At 70.0% G+C, this 18,382-nt stretch carries 14 protein-coding genes; 10 read left to right on the top strand and 4 right to left on the bottom strand.

Annotated elements, in window-relative coordinates; all coding sequences use genetic code 11:
- The first annotated feature begins 83 nt into the window (after nt 1–83).
- On the top strand, nt 84–2,975 hold the full coding sequence (locus ACFY9I_RS24695; RefSeq protein ID WP_391005074.1) for a vitamin B12-dependent ribonucleotide reductase: 2,892 nt from the start codon (nt 84–86) through the stop codon (nt 2,973–2,975).
- A 161-nt stretch (nt 2,976–3,136) separates the two neighbouring features.
- On the top strand, nt 3,137–4,237 hold the full coding sequence (locus tag ACFY9I_RS24690; protein ID WP_391005072.1) for a hypothetical protein: 1,101 nt from the start codon (nt 3,137–3,139) through the stop codon (nt 4,235–4,237).
- Nucleotides 4,238–4,301: 64 nt separating this feature from the next.
- Here ACFY9I_RS24690 and ACFY9I_RS24685 read toward each other — a convergent pair whose 3' ends face one another.
- On the bottom strand, nt 4,302–4,835 hold the full coding sequence (locus tag ACFY9I_RS24685; RefSeq protein ID WP_391005070.1) for a TerD family protein: 534 nt from the start codon (nt 4,833–4,835) through the stop codon (nt 4,302–4,304).
- 154 nt (nt 4,836–4,989) lie between these two features.
- On the opposite strand from ACFY9I_RS24685, the gene ACFY9I_RS24680 reads away from it, so the two are divergent.
- The 4 genes from ACFY9I_RS24680 to ACFY9I_RS24665 all read left to right on the top strand — a co-directional run bounded on the left by ACFY9I_RS24680 (nt 4,990) and on the right by ACFY9I_RS24665 (nt 9,174).
- Entirely contained in the window at nt 4,990–5,595 is a 606-nt protein-coding gene (locus tag ACFY9I_RS24680; protein WP_391005068.1) for a DUF4937 domain-containing protein, read from the top strand.
- 130 nt (nt 5,596–5,725) lie between these two features.
- On the top strand, nt 5,726–6,385 hold the full coding sequence (locus ACFY9I_RS24675; RefSeq protein ID WP_391005066.1) for a histidine phosphatase family protein: 660 nt from the start codon (nt 5,726–5,728) through the stop codon (nt 6,383–6,385).
- Nucleotides 6,386–6,397: 12 nt separating this feature from the next.
- Nucleotides 6,398–7,300: an ADP-ribosylglycohydrolase family protein gene (locus ACFY9I_RS24670; protein WP_391005064.1), complete on the top strand. Its 903-nt coding sequence runs from the start codon at nt 6,398–6,400 to the stop codon at nt 7,298–7,300.
- Between the two features lie 224 nt (nt 7,301–7,524).
- Nucleotides 7,525–9,174 carry a DUF4153 domain-containing protein gene (locus ACFY9I_RS24665; protein ID WP_391005062.1) on the top strand — a complete coding sequence of 550 codons (1,650 nt, stop codon included), beginning with the start codon at nt 7,525–7,527 and terminating at the stop codon, nt 9,172–9,174.
- Between the two features lie 124 nt (nt 9,175–9,298).
- Here ACFY9I_RS24665 and ACFY9I_RS24660 read toward each other — a convergent pair whose 3' ends face one another.
- The gene (locus ACFY9I_RS24660; RefSeq protein WP_391005060.1) at nt 9,299–10,843 is read right to left on the bottom strand and encodes a DHA2 family efflux MFS transporter permease subunit; all 1,545 of its coding nucleotides are present in this window, start codon (nt 10,841–10,843) and stop codon (nt 9,299–9,301) included.
- A 173-nt stretch (nt 10,844–11,016) separates the two neighbouring features.
- On the opposite strand from ACFY9I_RS24660, the gene ACFY9I_RS24655 reads away from it, so the two are divergent.
- The 3 genes from ACFY9I_RS24655 to ACFY9I_RS24645 all read left to right on the top strand — a co-directional run bounded on the left by ACFY9I_RS24655 (nt 11,017) and on the right by ACFY9I_RS24645 (nt 13,098).
- Nucleotides 11,017–11,640 (top strand): TetR/AcrR family transcriptional regulator C-terminal ligand-binding domain-containing protein, encoded by a 624-nt coding sequence (locus tag ACFY9I_RS24655; protein ID WP_391005058.1) that lies wholly within the window; start codon nt 11,017–11,019, stop codon nt 11,638–11,640.
- Nucleotides 11,641–11,722: 82 nt separating this feature from the next.
- Complete coding sequence (locus ACFY9I_RS24650) at nt 11,723–12,424, top strand: ribonuclease HII (protein WP_391005056.1); 702 nt, start codon at nt 11,723–11,725, stop codon at nt 12,422–12,424.
- A 68-nt stretch (nt 12,425–12,492) separates the two neighbouring features.
- The gene (locus ACFY9I_RS24645) at nt 12,493–13,098 is read left to right on the top strand and encodes a hypothetical protein (RefSeq protein WP_391005054.1); all 606 of its coding nucleotides are present in this window, start codon (nt 12,493–12,495) and stop codon (nt 13,096–13,098) included.
- Between the two features lie 357 nt (nt 13,099–13,455).
- Here ACFY9I_RS24645 and ACFY9I_RS24640 read toward each other — a convergent pair whose 3' ends face one another.
- Nucleotides 13,456–14,082 (bottom strand): hypothetical protein, encoded by a 627-nt coding sequence (locus ACFY9I_RS24640; protein ID WP_391005052.1) that lies wholly within the window; start codon nt 14,080–14,082, stop codon nt 13,456–13,458.
- Nucleotides 14,083–14,340: 258 nt separating this feature from the next.
- A complete protein-coding gene (locus tag ACFY9I_RS24635) occupies nt 14,341–16,521 on the bottom strand; it encodes a RecQ family ATP-dependent DNA helicase (protein ID WP_391005051.1) in 2,181 nt (726 codons plus the stop codon).
- Between the two features lie 133 nt (nt 16,522–16,654).
- Here ACFY9I_RS24635 and ACFY9I_RS24630 point away from each other — a divergent pair, with 133 nt between their 5' ends.
- Nucleotides 16,655–18,196 carry a DUF4192 family protein gene (locus ACFY9I_RS24630; RefSeq protein ID WP_391005050.1) on the top strand — a complete coding sequence of 514 codons (1,542 nt, stop codon included), beginning with the start codon at nt 16,655–16,657 and terminating at the stop codon, nt 18,194–18,196.
- Nucleotides 18,197–18,382: the final 186 nt, after the last annotated feature.

Here is an 18,382-nt window from a genome sequence, read left to right as displayed (position 1 = left end):
CCGGGTCGCGACACAAGACAGAACACCGTGCCACTGGAACAAAGTGGCACTTCAGGGCGTTTTCGCCCGTACAGGGAGGCGGCATGACAGAGACGGCGAGCGGTCCGGCACGGAGTTCCCGCGCCAAGGGCACCAAGGCGAGCAAGGGCCTGCGTATCGAGCGCATCCACACCACCCCCGGCGTGCACCCGTACGACGAGGTGGAATGGGCGCATCGTGACGTCGTCATGACCAACTGGCGCGACGGCTCGGTCAACTTCGAGCAGCGTGGCGTCGAGTTCCCCGAGTTCTGGTCGGTGAACGCGGTCAACATCGTCACCAGCAAGTACTTCCGCGGTGCCGTAGGCACCCCGCAGCGCGAGGTGAGCCTGCGGCAGCTCATCGACCGGATCGTGAAGACGTACCGGAAGGCCGGCGAGGACCACAAGTACTTCGCCTCGCCCGCCGACGCCGAGATCTTCGAGCACGAACTGGCGTACGCCCTCCTGCACCAGATCTTCAGCTTCAACAGCCCCGTCTGGTTCAACGTGGGCACCCCGCAGCCCCAGCAGGTCTCCGCCTGCTTCATCCTGGCCGTCGACGACTCCATGGAGTCGATCCTCGACTGGTACAAGGAAGAGGGCATGATCTTCAAGGGCGGCTCCGGCGCCGGCCTGAACCTCTCCCGCATCCGCTCCTCCAAGGAGCTGCTGTCCTCCGGTGGCAACGCCTCGGGTCCCGTCTCCTTCATGCGTGGCGCCGACGCCTCCGCAGGAACGATCAAGTCGGGCGGCGCCACCCGCCGCGCCGCCAAGATGGTCGTCCTCGACGTGGACCACCCGGACGTCGAGGACTTCATCGCCACCAAGGTGAAGGAAGAGGAGAAGATCCGAGCCCTGCGCGACGCGGGCTTCGACATGGACCTGGGTGGCGACGACATCACGTCCGTCCAGTACCAGAACGCCAACAACAGCGTCCGTGTGAACGACGAGTTCATGACGGCCGTGGAGAACGGCACCGAGTTCGGGCTCCGTGCCCGTATGACCGGCGAGATCATCGAGAAGGTCGACGCCAAGGCGCTGTTCCGCAAGCTCGCCGAGGCCGCGTGGGCCTGTGCCGACCCGGGCATCCAGTACGACGGTGTGATCAACAACTGGCACACCTGCCCCGAGTCCGGCCGCATCACCGCGTCCAACCCGTGCAGCGAGTACATGCACCTGGACAACACGTCCTGCAACCTCGCCTCGCTGAACCTGATGAAGTTCCTCAAGGACGACGGCCTCGGCCACCAGTCCTTCGAGGCCGAGCGCTTCGCCAAGGTCGTCGAGCTGGTCATCACCGCGATGGACATCTCCATCTGCTTCGCCGACTTCCCGACGCAGAAGATCGGCGAGAACACCCGCGCCTTCCGCCAGCTCGGCATCGGCTACGCCAACCTCGGCGCCCTGCTGATGGCGACCGGTCACGCGTACGACTCCGACGGCGGCCGCGCCCTCGCCGGGGCCATCACCTCCCTGATGACCGGTACGGCGTACAAGCGCTCCGCGGAACTGGCCGCGGTCGTCGGCCCCTACGACGGCTACGCCCGCAACGCCGACGCCCACAACCGCGTCATGAAGCAGCACTCCGACGCCAACGGCGTGGCCGTGCGCATGGACGACCTGGACACCCCGGTGTGGGCCGCCGCCACCGAGGCCTGGCAGGACGTGCTCCGCCTCGGCGAGAAGAACGGCTTCCGTAACTCGCAGGCGTCCGTGCTCGCGCCGACCGGCACCATCGGCCTCGCCATGTCCTGCGACACCACCGGTGTCGAGCCGGACCTGGCGCTGGTCAAGTTCAAGAAGCTGGTCGGCGGCGGCTCGATGCAGATCGTCAACGGCACGGTCCCGCAGGCCCTGCGCCGCCTGGGCTACCAGGAGGAGCAGATCGAGGCGATCGTCGCCCACATCGCCGACCACGGCAATGTGATCGACGCCCCCGGCCTGAAGCACGAGCACTACGAGGTGTTCGACTGCGCCATGGGCGAGCGCGCCATCTCCCCGATGGGCCACGTCCGCATGATGGCCGCGATCCAGCCGTGGATCTCCGGCGCCATCTCCAAGACGGTCAACATGCCGGAGACGGCGACCGTCCAGGAGGTCGAGGAGATCTACTTCGAGGCCTGGAAGCTCGGCGTCAAGGCGCTCGCGATCTACCGCGACAACTGCAAGGTCGGCCAGCCGCTCTCCGCCAAGACCAAGGAGGTGGAGAAGGCCGAGATCACCGAGAAGGCCGAGGAGACGATCCGGGCCACGGTCGAGAAGGTCGTCGAGTACCGCCCGGTCCGCAAGCGCCTCCCGAAGGGCCGTCCCGGCATCACCACGTCCTTCACCGTCGGCGGCGCCGAGGGCTACATGATCGCCAACTCCTACCCGGACGACGGCCTGGGTGAGGTCTTCCTGAAGATGTCCAAGCAGGGCTCGACCCTCGCGGGCATGATGGACGCCTTCTCGATCGCCGTCTCGGTGGGTCTGCAGTACGGCGTGCCGCTGGAGACGTACGTCTCGAAGTTCACGAACATGCGCTTCGAGCCGGCCGGTATGACGGACGATCCGGATGTGCGGATGGCGGCGTCGATCGTCGACTACATCTTCCGCCGTCTGGCGCTCGACTTCCTGCCCTTCGAGACCCGCTCCGCGCTCGGCATCCACTCCGCCGAGGAGCGTCAGCGTCACCTGGAGACCGGTTCGTACGAGCCGATCGAGGAGGAGGTCGACGTCGAGGGCCTCGCCCAGTCGGCGCCGCGCCAGTCCCTGAAGGCCGTGTCCGCCCCGAAGGCTGACGACGAGGCGGCCAAGCCCGCCCCGAAGCAGGCTCACACCAGCGCCGAACTGGTGGAGATGCAGTTGGGTATCCAGGCCGACGCCCCGCTGTGCTTCTCCTGCGGTACGAAGATGCAGCGGGCCGGTTCCTGCTACATCTGCGAGGGCTGCGGCTCGACGAGCGGCTGCAGCTGAGCATCGGGCGCCGCTGAGGCGTGAAGTACTGATCTTGCGGGGAGTCGCCGACGCGGCTCCCCGCACGGCTGCGCCCGGCGCCGGGAAAAGGCTTGCCGCACCTCGTGCCGTGCTGCGATGCTTCGGCGCATGATCAACAGAATCGAGCGCACCTGCCGCCGATGAGCGGGACGACCGGGACGGCGATTCCCGGATCCACGGCCCCGCTGTTCGAACACGCACTGCGGTTGCATCGGCGGACACCGGACGCACCGCTCCCGCGGGACGGCGAGCCGTACCCCGACGAGGCTCGCCGCAGGCGCCGGAAAGTGCCCGATCCGCCGCGCGACCGCAACCTCGTCGGTGTTGATGTCGCTCGCCTTCTCGACGCGCATTTCGCTGATCCGCATGCGGCGCCGAGAGACCTGACCGGCCGCTTCCGCGACGTTCACGTACCGATTCACCCCAGTGGGCATATCGCGGCGGCGGCCGGACGAGCCGGTGAGCGCGGCCGCGAGACCGGACGCTGGCTGGTCCGCCATGGAACCGAGACGTACGACGTCGTCGTCGGGCTGGCGCTGCTCGCGGCCGTCGGGACGGCACGCGACATCCCGCGCATCCAGACCGTCGGACTTCTCTCCTGCACCTTCGGCCCGCTCTCCGCCAACGCCCTCGAACGGCTGCCGCAGGGTGCCGACGCGCTCTTGTGGCTGGCCGAACGTGTGACCGGCTGGGGCCGGGTGTACGTGGTGGAGGCCCTGTGCCGGCTCGTCGAGGACCATCCCGCCGTGCGGTCCTGGCTGACCCGGAGGGCCGTCGACGGGGACGTGCTGAACGGGTACTTCGCGGGCAGGGTCGCGCAACTCGTCGGCCTGCACGAGGTCATGGCCCAGGACGACGTGCACGGCGACGTGGTCGACCACACGGGGCGAATCCTTCAGGAGATGTCCTGCTGCGAAGGCATGGGGCTGTCCCTCAAGCGATACCCGTACGCCTCGGTGGTCATGAAGGCTCATGCGCGGACGCTCGCCCGACTCGGGCCCTCGCCCGAGCGCTTCCTCGCTGTGGCGCTGCTCGTCCACAGCCTCGGCGACGCGGGCGACAGGCAGTCCGTGGGGCCGGTACACCTCTGGGAAACCGCGCGGAGCGACTACCTCGCGCTGCTCGATCGTGCGGACTGGTGCGAGGCGGCGAGGCAAGGACTCATGAAGGGGGACGAGCAGTCGGCATGGGCGGCTGACCTGGCGGGGGAACTCGATCTCCTGGCGTTCCGGATGGACTGAGGGGTGGCACGGTCGACAGCCGTGCCACCCCTCGGCGGTTTTTGGGCGCCCCGCGGGCGGTGCGTCAGGACTCGGGAGGACCGCCCATGACACGGGCGAAGGTCGCCGGGTCCTCGTCGTAGCCCTGGACGCCCGGGTGGAAGGTCCACTCACCCGTCGCGTCGCGGACGAACTCGGCGACCCTCGCGGCCGTGCAGCCGAGGACCCCGCCGAAGTCGTCCTCCGCCAGGACGGTGTAGTCCTCACGGATGCGAAGGCCGGGCTTGGTCACGTCGGCGAAGGTCTTCGGGCCGGATCCCTGCTGTATGGCCACACCGATGACGACGCGGCCGTACCGGCTGTCGAGGCGGTTCAGCTCGACCGTCATGACCTCGTCCCAGCCGAATCCCTGGCCGTTCTTGCTGTCGCGGTTGAGGGTGATGGTGCCGTCGGGCGAGCGGCTGTCGAAGTGCACCACATAGGCGGGACTGCCGCTCGGCTCGGCCGACAGGTAGGTCGCCGCGATGATGTCGAGATCCGTGGGCGACTGCCCGGCGGGGCTCGGGTCCCACTTCACCGACACCTCGACCTTGCGGATGCCCTTGTTGAGGCCGTTCAACAGAACTCTCCTCCCCGTTCTCCTGTGTGTGCGGGCCGAACTGCACGGCGGTCCGGGCCAGTTGCCCATCCTCGCATGTGCGCGGGGGCCCTCGCCCGGGTGTAACAGGTCGGAGAGTGACCGGCGCCACGCTCCGTGGCCTTACGATGGCGCGGTGCTGGTCAAGTGGATTCGCTGCACCGTGGTGGACCGCCGCGGTTTCGAACGGGGGCAGCGAAAGTGGGCGGGGCTACTGGGGGAGCCGGGATTCCGTGGACAGGGCGGGGGTTGGAGCCGGGCGCGGCCCGGGGTGGCGCACATCTTCTCCTTCTGGGAGAGCCGTGCCTTCTACGACTCCTTCATGGCGCGCTCCCACGACCGGCTCGCCGCCTCTCAGTCGGGTACCTACAAGGACCAGCAGGTCAAGCTCTTCGACCATCGCTTCGACGTGAAGACCGGGTTCGAGCCGCGCTTCGCGGACGCCGACCTGGTGCGGGTGGCCCACTGCCGTGTCCACGAGGAGCGTGCCGACCACTTCGCGCTGATGCAGGAGAAGGTCTGGAACCCCGCGATGGCCGGATCCCCGGGCATGCTCCGAGGGCTGTTCGGCGAGGCGCCGGGCCATGAGTTCATGATCCTCTCCATGTGGCTGTCGGCCGCCGAGCACGGCAAGTACCGCGTCGAACGCATCGAACGTCTTGCCCTGCGGGCCCAGCTCGAGGCTGATGTCGCCGCCCTGGCCGGTGACATCGTGGAACTGGAGCCGAGCTGGACGGTGTGATGTCCGGCCCGAGTGGGCCCGTAACCGGACGCGTCAACCTGGCCTCCCGATGTGCGGGACTTGTGTGACCTACGCCGTATGACACCCGGACGAGTGCTCGATCCGCCCTCGCCCCCTTTAGGGTTTTGGCATGGCACGACCACGGCGCATCCTCCTTGTCCGACACGGCGAGTCAACGGGCAATGTTGATGACACCGTGTACGAGCGCGAGCCCGACCACGCTCTCGCACTCACCGACCTCGGCTGGCAGCAGGCCGAGGAGACCGGTAAACGGATCCGCGACATCCTGGGACGCGAGCGCGTCAGCGTCTACGTCTCGCCGTACCGCCGTACGCATGAGACGTTCCAGGCGTTTCATCTCGACCCCGAGCAGGTGCGGGTGCGCGAGGAGCCCCGGCTGCGGGAGCAGGACTGGGGCAACTGGCAGGACCCCGACGAGGTACGGCTGCAGAAGGCCTACCGGGACGCGTACGGGCACTTCTTCTACCGATTCGCGCAAGGGGAGTCCGGCGCCGACGTCTACGACCGGGTGGGCGGCTTCCTGGAGAGCCTCTTCCGCAGCTTCGAGGACCCCGACCACCCGCCGAACGTCCTGCTGGTCACCCATGGGCTCGCCATGCGCCTGTTCTGCATGCGGTGGTTCCACTGGACGGTCGCGGAGTTCGAGTCGCTGTCGAACCCCGGGAACGCGGAGATGCGGATGCTCGTTCTCGGGGAGGACGGCAAGTACACACTCGACAGGCCGTTCGACCGCTGGCGAAACCCCGAATCGTACGGGGCCACCAGTTAGAGTGGCGGGGCGATGACCCCTGACTCCTCTTCCGACGGCCGCCTGAGGCGTGCCCTGGCCAGTCTGCGCGGACTCGCGGTGGGGGACGCGCTGGGCTCGCAGTACTTCGTGCCCGTGAACTACCCACTGCTCAAGCGCCGCGAGACCCCGCCCGGTCCCTGGCAATGGACCGACGACACCGAGATGGCCTGCTCCGTGGTGGCCGTCCTGGCGGCCCACCACCGAATCGACCAGGACGAGCTCGCCCGCTCCTTCGCCGTGCACCACGACTTCGACCGTGGCTACGGACCTGCTGTCAACCGCTTGTTGCGCCTGGTCCGCGAGGGCGGTGACTGGCGCGAGCTGGCCTCCGCGCTCTTCAACGGCCAGGGGTCCTGGGGCAACGGCGCGGCCATGCGTATCGCCCCGCTGGGCGCCTGGTACGCCGACGACCCCGAGCAGGCGACCCATCAGGCGGAGATCTCCGCCTACCCCACGCACCAGCACCGTGAGGCCGTCGTCGGCGCCATGGCCGTCGCCGCGGCCGCCGCCCTCGCGGCGGACCCCGCCGGACCGCCGAGTGCGGCGGCGCTGCTCGACGGCGTGATCGCGCTCGTGCCGAAGAGCGCCGTCGCCGCGGGACTGCGGCGCGCCCGTGACATGCTCGACTACGCCGACGCCGACACGGTCGCCGCCGTGCTGGGCTGCGGGCGGCGTACGACGGCGCACGACACAGTGCCGTTCGCGCTCTGGTCGGCGGCACGCGCCCTCGGCGACTACGAACGGGGCTTCTGGACGACGGCCCAGGTGGGCGGCGACGTCGACACGACCTGCGCCATCGTCGGGGGAGTGGTCGCATCGGGGGAGGCCGGGGCGCCTCCTGAGGCGTGGGCGGAGCAGACCGAGGGCTTTCCGGACTGGTTGCGGGTGGGATAGCCGACGGATGGGTCGTTTTCCGGGCCCGTCTGACCCAACCACCCCCACTGTCACAGGAGTGCCACAGTGTGCTCCGGGGCGGCCGGGTGTGCCCTCAGCCGCATAGCCTGTCCGCCACGCCGCCTGTTGATCATGACCGCGGCGACGAGGTACCGGCCACACGACCTCCGCCGCGGCTGCGCGTCGCACTCGGTGGGTGCTGGGCCGGTCGGGGGAGGGGGCCCATGTCCGAAGAACCGTCAGTACCCACAGGATCCGAGCGCGAAGGCTCGAAGCCCAGAGCGCGCGCCGCGAGTCACGAGGGCCGTTCCGGTACGGCGGCACCCACAGACGCCGTACCGGAACGCAAGGCGGGCGGCTCCGAGCCGATACCGGGCGGGCCTCCGCCCGCACCGCCCAGGCTGATCGACATCGGCCCGGACGATCCCGCGCCGATCCGCAGCGCCACCCTGTGGGCCGCCCTTGCGACAGGTCTGCTCAGCATGCTGCTGCTGGGCGAAGGACTGGCCGCCAACATACTCGTCGTCGCCGTGCCCGCCACGCTCGCCGTGTACGTCGCCGGGCGGCGGGAGGGCAGGCGCCCCCGCCCATGGGCGCTGGTCTGGGGCGGTGGCGGACTGGCACTGCTGACCGTTCCCGCGCTGCGGGCCGCCGAGTGGCCCACGTTCTTCGCCGTCGTCACCGCGCTCGCGGCGGGCTCGCTCGCGCTGCACGGCGGGCGGACCTGGCCCGGCGTGCTGCTCGGCCCCATCGGTGTGTTCACCTCACTGGTCACCGGGCCGGCCTGGGCCTGGCAGGGGTTGCGCGAACGGATGGACGGCGACCGGGGCCGCCTGGTGCCGCTGCTGCGCGCGGTGGTGGTGGCCGCGGTGCTGCTCCTCGTCTTCGGCACCCTCTTCGCCGGGGCGGACGCGGCCTTCGCGGACCTGCTCGCCGCCTTGGTGCCGGACGTCTCCGTGTCCGACGGCCCCTGGCGGATCCTGCTCTTCGCGTCGGGCCTGTTCGGGACCCTCGCGGCGGCTCGCACGGCGGCCGTGCCGACTCGCTGGGACCGGGTCCGGGTGCCTCCCGGACGCCCGCGCGGCCGCGCCGAGTGGGCGCTGCCGCTGGTCGGACTCGTCGCGCTCTTCGCCGTCTTCAACGCCGTCCAACTCGCCGTGCTCTTCGGGGGGTACGACGCCGTCCTGAAGGAGACCGGCCAGACATACGCCCAGTACGCGCGCCAGGGGTTCTGGCAACTGCTCATGGCCACGCTGCTCACCCTGCTGGTCATCGTGATCGCTCTGCGCCAGGCCCCGCGCACTCGAACGAGTGACCGGACGTTGGTACGGGGTGTCCTGGGAACCCTGTGCGCGCTGGCGCTCGTTGTCGTGGCATCCGCTGTACGGCGTATGGACATGTATGTGGAGGCCTATGGGCTGACGCGCCTGAGGATATCGGTGCTGACCGTGGAGCTCTGGCTCGGTCTGGTCATCGTGCTCATCATGGCCGCCGGGGTGTGGGGTGCCCGCTGGCTGCCGCGTGCCGTCGCGGCCAGTGCCGTCGCGGGAGTGCTCGCGTTCGGTCTCGTGTCGCCGGACGGGATGATCGCCGAGCGCAACGTCGAACGGTACGAGGCCACGGGGCGCTTCGACCTTCCCTACGCGGAGGGGCTGTCCGCCGATGCGGTACCCGCCCTGGACCGGCTGGAGGAGCCCATGCGGTCCTGCGCGCTGTGGGAGATCGAGGAAGAGCTGGACGAGCGGCGGCACATTCCCTGGTACGCCACGAGCTGGGGCGAGGCCGAGGCGAGGCGCATTCTGGACGAGCGGCCTCTGGTGCCCGGGGCGAGCGGGCCGGCGTGCGATGAGCTGGGGGCGGAGTTCTACCGCTGAGGAGTCACTGAGCTCCTGTGGACGGCCGGACCCGCACATCGGTTTCCCGGGCGTGGTCCGGCTGTCCGCGGTCGCGTCGGCGGTCGCCGGGTAGCCTCCGGCGGGTTCGGCCGTGCCGTCAGGCTCAGACGGCGGGTCCGGCCGTGCCGGAGAGCGCTTCCAGGTCGCTCTTGCGGACTCTGATCACCAACGCGGCGGTGGCCAGGGCGAGTACGGCCATCGCGACAGCCGGTATGAACGCCGTCGAGATGCCCTGGGAGAGCACTTCATGACTCCATGGGGCGGGGAGCTGTTGGGTTCTGGCGAACTCGGCCTTCTGTTCGTCCGTGGCCTGCGCCATGAAGAGCTGCACCTGCTTCTCCGCCTCGTCACGGCTGGCCGTGCCGAAGACCGTGGTGAGGATGGACAGGCCGAGCGAACCACCAACCTGCTGCGTGACGTTGAGCAGCCCGGACGCCGCACCCGCCTCGTGCGGCGCCACACCGGAGACGGCGGTCAGGGTGAGCGTCACGAAATTCAGTCCCATGCCGAAGCCGAACACCACCATCGGGCCGAGCACCCCGCTGAGGTACGAACTGTCGGGGCTGATGAAGGTCTGCCACACCAGGCCGAGCACGACGAATGTCGAGCCGACCACCATGAACGGCTTGGGTCCGAGCACCGGCAGGAAGCGCTGTGACAGACCGGCACCCGTGACGATAGCGACGGTCACCGGGAGGAAGGCCAGGCCGGCCTCGATCGGCGTGTACCGCAGCACGTTCTGCACGAACAGCACGATGAAGAAGAACATCCCGAACATGGCCGCGGCCAGGCTCAGCATGATCACATACGTGCCCGAGCGATTGCGGTCGGTGAACATCCTGAGCGGTGTGATGGGCTCCTTGGCACGGCTCTCGATGAAACCGAACGCCAGCAGCAGGATCACCGCCGCGGCGAAGGAGCCGATGGTGAGGCTGTCGCGCCAGCCCTCCTCCGCCGCGCGGATGAATCCGTAGACCAGTGAGGCCATACCGGCCGTCGACGTGAGGGCGCCCGTGATGTCGAACCGCCCCGGGTGTCGCTCCGATTCGCTGATGTACATCGGCGTGAGAACCGCGATCAGTACACCGATGGGCACATTGACGAACAGCACCCACCGCCAGTCGAGCCACTCGGTGAGCATGCCGCCGGCGAGCAGACCGATGGCGCCGCCACCGGCGGACACCGCGGCGAAGACGCCGAACGCCCGGTTCCGTTCAGGTCCTTCGGGGAATGTCGTGGTGATCAGGGCCAGTGAGGTCGGCGACGCGATCGCGCCCCCCACGCCCTGCAGGGCGCGCGCCGCCAGCAACTGCCAGGGCTCCTGTGCGAGACCGCCGAGCAGCGAGGCGAGCGTGAAGACGAGAATTCCGGTCATGAACACTCGACGGCGGCCGAGGATGTCGCCGGCCCGACCGCCCAGGAGCAGCAGACCGCCGAAGGTCAGCGTGTAGGCGCTGACGACCCACGTCAGGTCGGTGGTGCTGAATTCGAGAGCGTCTTGAATGTGCGGAAGCGCGATGTTCACAATCGTCGCGTCAAGTACCACCATGAGTTGGCAGGCCGCGATGACGGTGAGCGCTATGCCGGGGCGACCCTCCCTGCGGGCGGCTCCCGGCTTCTGATCCTGAATCAACGGAGAGGTTGTCACTTATGGGTCCCCCACAACTGCCTTAGTGAACGCCAGCGTTCACTGTCGCGCCCAACGGTAGTGAGTCCCCCTTAGTGAACGCAAGCGTTCACCGAAGTCGCCGCCGTGGCCCGCCTCGCCCCCTCGCTACCGCTTTTCCCACCCCCACCCCTCGGCTCAACGGAGAAACTCAGATGGTCACTTCGCGCTGGACGGCCGCTCCCGCTCGGACGGTCTCCCCGCGCCGGCGCGGCGCCGTGCTCGAGCGTGCGATCCTCGATGCCGCGCTGGAGCAACTCAGTACGGTCGGCTGGAGTGGCCTCACCATGGAGGGGGTCGCCGCGGGTGCTCAGACGGGCAAGGCGGCGGTCTACCGCCGTTGGCCCTCCAAGGAGGACCTCGTCGCGGACGCGCTCCGGGCCGGGCTGCCGCGCTTTGAGGAGGCGCCCGACTTGGGAAGCGTGCGCGAGGATCTGCTGGAGCTCTGCCGCCAGGCGCGCGAGGCCATGTTCTCGCGTCCCGGCTACGCCCTGCGCTCAGTGATTCACGAATGCGACACCATGCAGGCCGAGCGCTTCCATGGCGTGATCATCGGGGGTGTCGTGGAGCCGACGGTCAAGCTTCTGCGGGAGGTCGTGGAGCGGGGAATTCGCCGAGGTGAGGTGAGGCCGGACGCGGCCAACAGCTATGTCTTCGACGCGATTCCGGCCATGATGATGTACCGCTCGAAAATGTGCGGAAGCGAATGGAGTGAGCGGGACATCGAGGAGATGATCGACCAGCTGATGGTGCCGCTGCTGCGCCGACGGAACGTCTGAGTCCGGCCCGTGGCGGGGCTGAGGTCGCCCCGTGAAACCTGGGTGTCGCAGGGGGACGCGGGCGGCGTAGGCTAAGGGCGCCATGCCGTACGAACCACCTACTCACACCGTCGAGCGCTCCCTGCGTGCCACGACCGGAGCGAAGATCATTGCCGGTGTCGACGAGGTGGGGCGCGGAGCGTGGGCCGGTCCCGTCACCGTCTGCGCGGCGGTCACCGGACTGCGCCGACCGCCCGAGGGCCTCACCGACTCCAAGCTCCTGACGATCAAGCGCCGCGAGTCGCTCGCCGAGGAACTGCTGAAGTGGGTGACGTCGCACGCCCTTGGTCACGCCTCTCCGGAGGAGATCGACGACCTGGGCATGACGGCGGCGCTGCGGCTGGCCGCCGTCCGGGCCCTGGAAGCGCTTCCGGTGCGGCCGGACGCGGTCATCCTCGACGGCAAGCACGACTACCTCGGCTCGCCCTGGCGGGTCCGTACGGTGATCAAGGGCGACCAGTCCTGCGTCGCCGTGGCGGCGGCCTCGGTGATCGCCAAGGTTCAGCGCGACAAAATGATGGCCGAACTAGGTGTCGACCATGCAGACTTCGGTTTCGCGGCCAACGCCGGGTATCCGTCGCCTGTGCACAAGGCCGCGCTGGCGGAGCGGGGTCCCACCCCGTACCACCGGTTGTCGTGGGCGTATCTTGATGCGCTGCCCCAGTGGCGGCACCTCAAGAAGGCCCGCAATTGGGCGGACGGAAGCGTTCCGGAGATCGAGGGCCAGCTCGGCTTCGATTTCTGACGGATCCGTTCGCGCTCATGTGCCACCCGCCGACGCGAGTCGCACCGGCGTTTGATAAACATCAGCTCATGCCTCTCATTCCCGAGGAGCCTCAGATTCACGAGAGTGCCCAGGGCCCGCGTGCCACTCCGGCCAGCGGCCGGGTCGCGCCGACCCCCCGTCCCGTACCCGGTCCCCGTCCCGCGGCTCCGCCGCGTCCCGGTCGTCCGGGTCCTGCCCGGCCGGTGCTGGCCCAGCGCGCGGCGCACGCCGCGGCCAGGCCCGGGCCGTCCGCTCCCGCCGCCACCCCGCAGATCCAGCTGATCCCGGCTTCGGCCGAGGGCGCGCTGGACGCCGCCGAGGAAGCTGTCGACCTGCTGCTGGACTCTGGCCGAGCCCCCGGCGAAGTGCTGGTGATCACCACCGGCGAGTCGCATCCGTGGGCCGACCACGAGCTCTCCTTCGGCGAGGCCGCCTACTGGGCGCAGCACGACGCGGGCGACGACGTCTTCTACGCCGATGCCTCGGCCGCCGACCGGGCCGCGCCGCGTCCCGTGGTCGTGGTCGCCGTCAACGGTGGAACCGACGCCGTCACCGCCCAGGCGCTGCCCAAGGCCCTCGGCCGGGCCCGGACCCTGCTGATCGTGTGCGGCGACCCGCAGACGATCAACTCGGTGCTGGGCGCCGGAGTCTGAGCGACTGCGCAAGGCCCCGGTCGGCCCGCCAGGGCTCACCGGGGAGCCGTGCGCGCTCGGGCAGACGACCGGGGCACCACTACGGCCACACCCCGCGATGGGGCGCTTCGGCGTGCCGGCGGGGGTGATTCGGCGTGTCCGGGGGCGCGTTGTGCGGTCCGGGCGTTCGAGGGGCTTCGCGGCGGCGTCTGTGGGGCGGCGCCGCAGGGCTTGGCGGGTGCTGGGGGTGCGGGTCGGAGACGAGCGGCAGAGACGAGGGTGCGAGGGCTTGGCCTGAAGGCTGGGTCCAGCGCCGCACCCTCGCGATCGCAGCGCGGGTGCGGCCCTTGTATGAGGAGTGCCGGGATGCGGGACGGCTCAGCGTGCCGCTGCCCGGCGCAGTACCTCCGACGCGACACCGCCGGTGCGGGGCATGGGCGGCGGCACCATGGCCGTGGCGAAGGACTCGGCCGGTGAATCCGCGTGCGGCCGGCGTCCACCGCGGCCCTCGCCGAGGACCTGCCAGCCGTCACGTGTCAGTGTGATGTACGCCCCGCAGCGCAGGCCGTGCAGTGTGCAGGCGTCCCGGAGCCCCCACATCCACGCCCCGTCCTCCTCCGTCCAACGCGCGTCGCCGTCACGGCAGTAGAGCAACACGGCCGTACGCACCGGAGTGCGCCGACGCAGGTCGTGCGGAATGACTCGGCGCAGCTGGGCGAGGAGCGCGTTTCGGAACATCCAGCCGTCGGCCGGAGCCGCACGCCGGACGAACGAGGCACTCGCCCTCAACCGCTCGTCCGGATCCAGTACGGCGATGACCGCCGTCGCGGGCCGGGGCTGGTGCCGAGCGTGCAGCCCGCTGACGACCTCCCGGGGATTGCGCAGCAGCGGAATCCCGGCGGCGGCCCATTCCGCGGGCTCGAGCATCCGGTTGGCGGAAGCGGCGGACAGGTCGGCAGATGTCGACATGGAGGCCGCCGAGGACGGAGCGAATCCGAAGGTCACGATCCTCCCTTCGGCTACGCGCCCACACAGCGGGCGAGGGTCGGACTTGGGGGAGCGCACGCCGCAGCAGAAGCCCTACCGATTCACGGGTGGGCCGTGCGGGGAGCGGACTTCAATTCTTCCTGGCGAACTTGGTTGCGGCAACGAGCAATTGGGGCCACTGGCGGTTTTGTGGTGATCCACCGCTTATATCCCTGCGCAAGGGGCTCATCAGCAACGTCCAGGTGGCGCCCCGTCCACGTCCGGTTGACGGGCCGGTCACGCCCGGACGGCGAGAACGAGGGGCAACACCCCCTGTGCGCCCGCGCGCCGGAGCATGCGCGCTGCTACCGCGAGCGTCCAACCGGTCTCGGTGGCATCGTCGACGAGGAGCACGGGACCGCCTGCCTCCTCGAGGGCGACGGCCAACTCGGGCGGCACGGTCAGCGCCCCGTCCAGCGCCTTCAGCCGCTGTGCGCTGTTGCTACGGGTCACCTGGGAAACAGTGCCCGTGTACGCCAGCGATCCCAGCAGGGGAAGACGGCCGATCTCGGCGATCCGCGCACCCAGCGAGCCGATCAACTGCGGGCGGGAGCGGGACGCCATGATGACCACACCCACCGGTCGGGGCGGGGCGTCGGGCTGCCCGGAGGCCCAACCGCCAGGGCCCTTCGCCCAGTCGGCCAGCACAGTGACCACGGCCTTCGCCACATCGTCGGGGACCGGTCCGTCCGGTGCCTGCGGCGCGAGCATCGGCCGGAGCCGGTTGCCCCAGCCGATGTCCGACAGCCGTCCCAGCGCCCGCCCCGGAGCGGCCTGTTCACCGGCCGGAATACGTCCCTTCAGATTGACCCCCACCGCCGGCAGACCCGTCGGCCACATCTTGCGGGGCTCGACCTCCGCGCCCGCCCGCCCCAACTCGCCGCGTGCCGCGTCGAGCGCAGCCGTGGAGACGGAGTCCATGAACCTGGGCTTCGTACAGGTGTCGCACCGCCCGCAGGGGGCGGCGTCCTCGTCGTCCAACTGCCGTCGCAGGAACTCCATCCGGCAGCCCCGCGTCGAGACGTAGTCGCGCATGGCCTGCTGCTCGGTCGCGCGCTGCTTGGCCACCCAGGCATAGCGCTCGGTGTCGTAGTCCCAGGGGGCACCCGTGGAGACCCAGCCGCCCTGGACACGTCGGACCGCGCCGTCCACGTCCAGGACCTTCAGCATCGTCTCCAGCCGGGAGCGGCGCAGCTCCACCAGGGGTTCGAGGGCGGGGAGCGACAGCGGGCGCTCGGCGTGCGCGAGGACGTCCAGGGTGCGGCGCACCTGCTCCTGCGGAGGGAAGGCGACCGAGGCGAAGTACTCCCAGATCGCCTGGTCCTCCTTGCCTGGCAACAGCAGCACCTCGGCATGCTCGACACCACGGCCGGCGCGACCCACCTGCTGGTAGTAGGCGATCGGCGAGGACGGTGAGCCCAGATGCACCACGAAACCCAGGTCGGGCTTGTCGAAGCCCATGCCCAGCGCCGAGGTGGCGACCAGGGCCTTGACCCGGTTGGCGAGCAGGTCCTCCTCGGCCTGCTGCCGGTCCGCGTTCTCCGTCTTGCCGGTGTACGACGACACGGTGTGCCCGCACTGGCGCAGGAACGCGGTGACCTCCTCCGCGGCGGCCACCGTGAGCGTGTAGATGATCCCGGAGCCCGGCAACTCGTCCAAGTGATCGGCGAGCCAGGCCATCCGGTGGGCGGCGTCCGGAAGTTCGAGCACTGCGAGGCTCAGGCTCTCCCTGTCCAGGGGCCCGCGCAGGATCAGCGCGTCCGAGCCGCCGCCGGTGCCCAGTTGCTCGGCCACGTCGGCCGTCACGCGCGCGTTGGCCGTCGCGGTGGTGGCGAGTACCGGCACACCGGGCGGGAGGTCGGCCAGCATCGTGCGCAACCGGCGGTAGTCGGGGCGGAAGTCGTGTCCCCAGTCCGAGATGCAGTGCGCCTCGTCGACCACGAGCAGGCCGGTCGCGGCCGCCAGCTCGGGCAGGACCTGATCGCGGAACTCCGGGTTGTTGAGTCGCTCGGGGCTGACCAGGAGGACGTCGACCGTGCCCGCGGTGACCTCCTGGCGGATCGTGTCCCACTCCTCCGTGTTCGAGGAGTTGATGGTCCGCGCATGGATGCCGGCGCGGGCGGCCGCCTCCACCTGGTTGCGCATCAGGGCAAGGAGCGGGGAGACGATGACCGTGGGGCCGGCGCCCCGCCCGCGCAGCAGCGCGGTCGCGACGAAGTACACCGCGGACTTGCCCCAGCCCGTGCGCTGCACGACCAGGGCTCTGCGTTTGTTGGCCACCAGTGCCTCGATGGCGTGCCACTGGTCCTCGCGCAGCCGTGCCATGCCCGCCGTGGCGCCGACGAGGCGGGCGAGCACGGCATCGGCGGCCGTACGCAGATCTTGGCGGTTCGTGGTGGGCAGGTCTTCGTCGCTCATGGCCCCATGCAACCCGATGCCTCGGACATCGCGCGAACGGACGGGTCGACCTGTGAACAGCTTCTGACGTGATCACGATCGGACTTATCCACAGGCCAAAGCGGAATCTTGAGATCCGCGAGATGGTCGCCGCATGACGAATCACAGCGAAGCGGCCGGGACCTCCGGCAACGGTGACATCAGCGGGCAGACCGGATGCGGGGGGAGCCGCGGGCCGTCCGCCTACCTGGGGCACAGCGCGGTCGCAGTACCTCCCGGGGGCCAGCAGGTCACCCTCCGCACACCGGGCGAGCTCGCCGATGCCCTGCCGTACCTCCTCGGGTACCGCCCCGAGGACAGCATCGTCCTCGTCGCACTCCATGACCGCGACGCCGGCGGAAGGTTCGGTGGGCGCGCACGACTCGGCATCCCGGCCCAGACGGACGACTGGCCGTCCGTGGCCCATCAACTGGCCCACGGACTGGTGACAGGAAGCGAGCGCCGGGGCGCCAAGCCGGAGAGCATGGTCGCCTTCCTCTGCCAGGACCCGGCGAGCGGTGAGTCGCCACGAGACGTCATGGAACGCCTGCGGCCACTCGCCCAACTGCTGCGCAGGGCCTGCGGCACCCTCGACGTCCCGGTCGTCGAGGCCTTGTGCGTCTCCGGCAATCGATTCTGGTCCTATTGCTGCCCCGGCAACGGATGTTGCTCACCCGAGGGGGAGGCGATGGGGCTGCCCGGTACCTCCGTGCTGGCCGCCGCCGCGACCTACGCCGGCCTTCAGGTGCGCGGCACCCTGAAGGAGCTTCGGGGGCGGCTCATGCCCTGGGAGACAGCGGCCGCGCTGCAGCAGGAAGAGGCACTCGACGCCGCCCAGTCCGCTCTCGTCCCCCGCATCCTGGACGCGGAGAGCCGCGCGGACGTGGCCGAGGAGACGCTCGCCGTGGCGCGACGCGTCATGGGCCGCCTGACGGACACCCCGACCCTGTCGGGCACGCTGGACGCGGACCTCCGCGACGACGAACTCCTCGAGCACGACGACGCGGCCACCCTGATCCTCGGACTCCAGGACCGCGCTACCCGTGACCGTGCCGCCGAGTGGATGGAGGGCGACGAAGCAGGCCCGGCACTCCGTCTCTGGCGCGCCCTGGCCCGCCGCTGCGTCGGCCCCTACGGCGAGCACGCCGCCGCCCCACTCACACTCGTCGGCTGGGTCGCCTGGTCCTCAGGAGATGAACTCGAAGCCCGCGAAGCCCTGGCCATGGCTCTCTCCGCAGACCCCGACTACCTCTTCGCCCGTCTTCTCCACCAGGCCTGCAACGAAGGGCTCGACCCCGAGTCCATTCGCCGCTGTCTGCGCGCGGAGCGCAAGGGACGTGACCTGACGGCGGACCGTACGGAAACCGCTGCCGCCACCGAACCGACCCCTTCCGAACAGCCTCCCGGTGCGAAGCCGCCCTCGGACCAGCCCTGCGTCGCCACCGGCCCCCGACGCCGTCGCAGGCCCCGCCCAGAGGGCAGTCCCGACGCCCGTGCCACCCGGCGGTCCCCCGGCGCGGCCCATCCGCGCCGCTCACGTTCCACCGAAGGCGGTTCGCCCGTCGGTCGGCGGCAAGCACGTGCGGCCGACGGAGGGAATGACAGGACACGCGCCCGCCGTGGCGCTGGAGGGCAGGCCACGGAAGGAGAGACGTGAGCGAGGAGCAGGGCGTTCAGGTGCGCCCGGAACCGAGGCGGACCGTTCTCGTGCGCCCCAGGCCTGGCCTGTGCAGGCGACAGGGTGCGTCCCCAGCGGTGGGGCACCCGCGAGCCGCCCCGGTATGCCATCAGGTCGGCTCGCCGGGACGCAGGCGTGACCCGGAGCAGAGCCGTTCCGTTCACC

Origin of the sequence: Streptomyces sp. NPDC012510, from assembly GCF_042955065.1 — a bacterium.
In the GTDB taxonomy this organism is placed as follows: Bacteria; Actinomycetota; Actinomycetes; order Streptomycetales; family Streptomycetaceae; genus Streptomyces.
The sequence above is the reverse complement of the archived record's forward strand: the minus strand, read 5'-3'. Positions and strand labels throughout refer to the sequence as shown.

What these genes read in the sequence shown, in the direction of transcription:
- ACFY9I_RS24695 (WP_391005074.1), top strand. Translation starts at nt 84, where the DNA reads ATGACAGAGACGGCGAGCGGTCCGGCACGGAGTTCCCGCGCCAAGGGC.
- ACFY9I_RS24690 (WP_391005072.1), top strand. Translation starts at nt 3,137, where the DNA reads ATGAGCGGGACGACCGGGACGGCGATTCCCGGATCCACGGCCCCGCTG.
- ACFY9I_RS24675 (WP_391005066.1), top strand. Translation starts at nt 5,726, where the DNA reads ATGGCACGACCACGGCGCATCCTCCTTGTCCGACACGGCGAGTCAACG.
- ACFY9I_RS24670 (WP_391005064.1), top strand. Translation starts at nt 6,398, where the DNA reads ATGACCCCTGACTCCTCTTCCGACGGCCGCCTGAGGCGTGCCCTGGCC.
- ACFY9I_RS24665 (WP_391005062.1), top strand. Translation starts at nt 7,525, where the DNA reads ATGTCCGAAGAACCGTCAGTACCCACAGGATCCGAGCGCGAAGGCTCG.
- ACFY9I_RS24655 (WP_391005058.1), top strand. Translation starts at nt 11,017, where the DNA reads ATGGTCACTTCGCGCTGGACGGCCGCTCCCGCTCGGACGGTCTCCCCG.
- ACFY9I_RS24650 (WP_391005056.1), top strand. Translation starts at nt 11,723, where the DNA reads ATGCCGTACGAACCACCTACTCACACCGTCGAGCGCTCCCTGCGTGCC.
- ACFY9I_RS24645 (WP_391005054.1), top strand. Translation starts at nt 12,493, where the DNA reads ATGCCTCTCATTCCCGAGGAGCCTCAGATTCACGAGAGTGCCCAGGGC.
- ACFY9I_RS24635 (WP_391005051.1), bottom strand. Translation starts at nt 16,521, where the DNA reads ATGAGCGACGAAGACCTGCCCACCACGAACCGCCAAGATCTGCGTACG.
- ACFY9I_RS24630 (WP_391005050.1), top strand. Translation starts at nt 16,655, where the DNA reads ATGACGAATCACAGCGAAGCGGCCGGGACCTCCGGCAACGGTGACATC.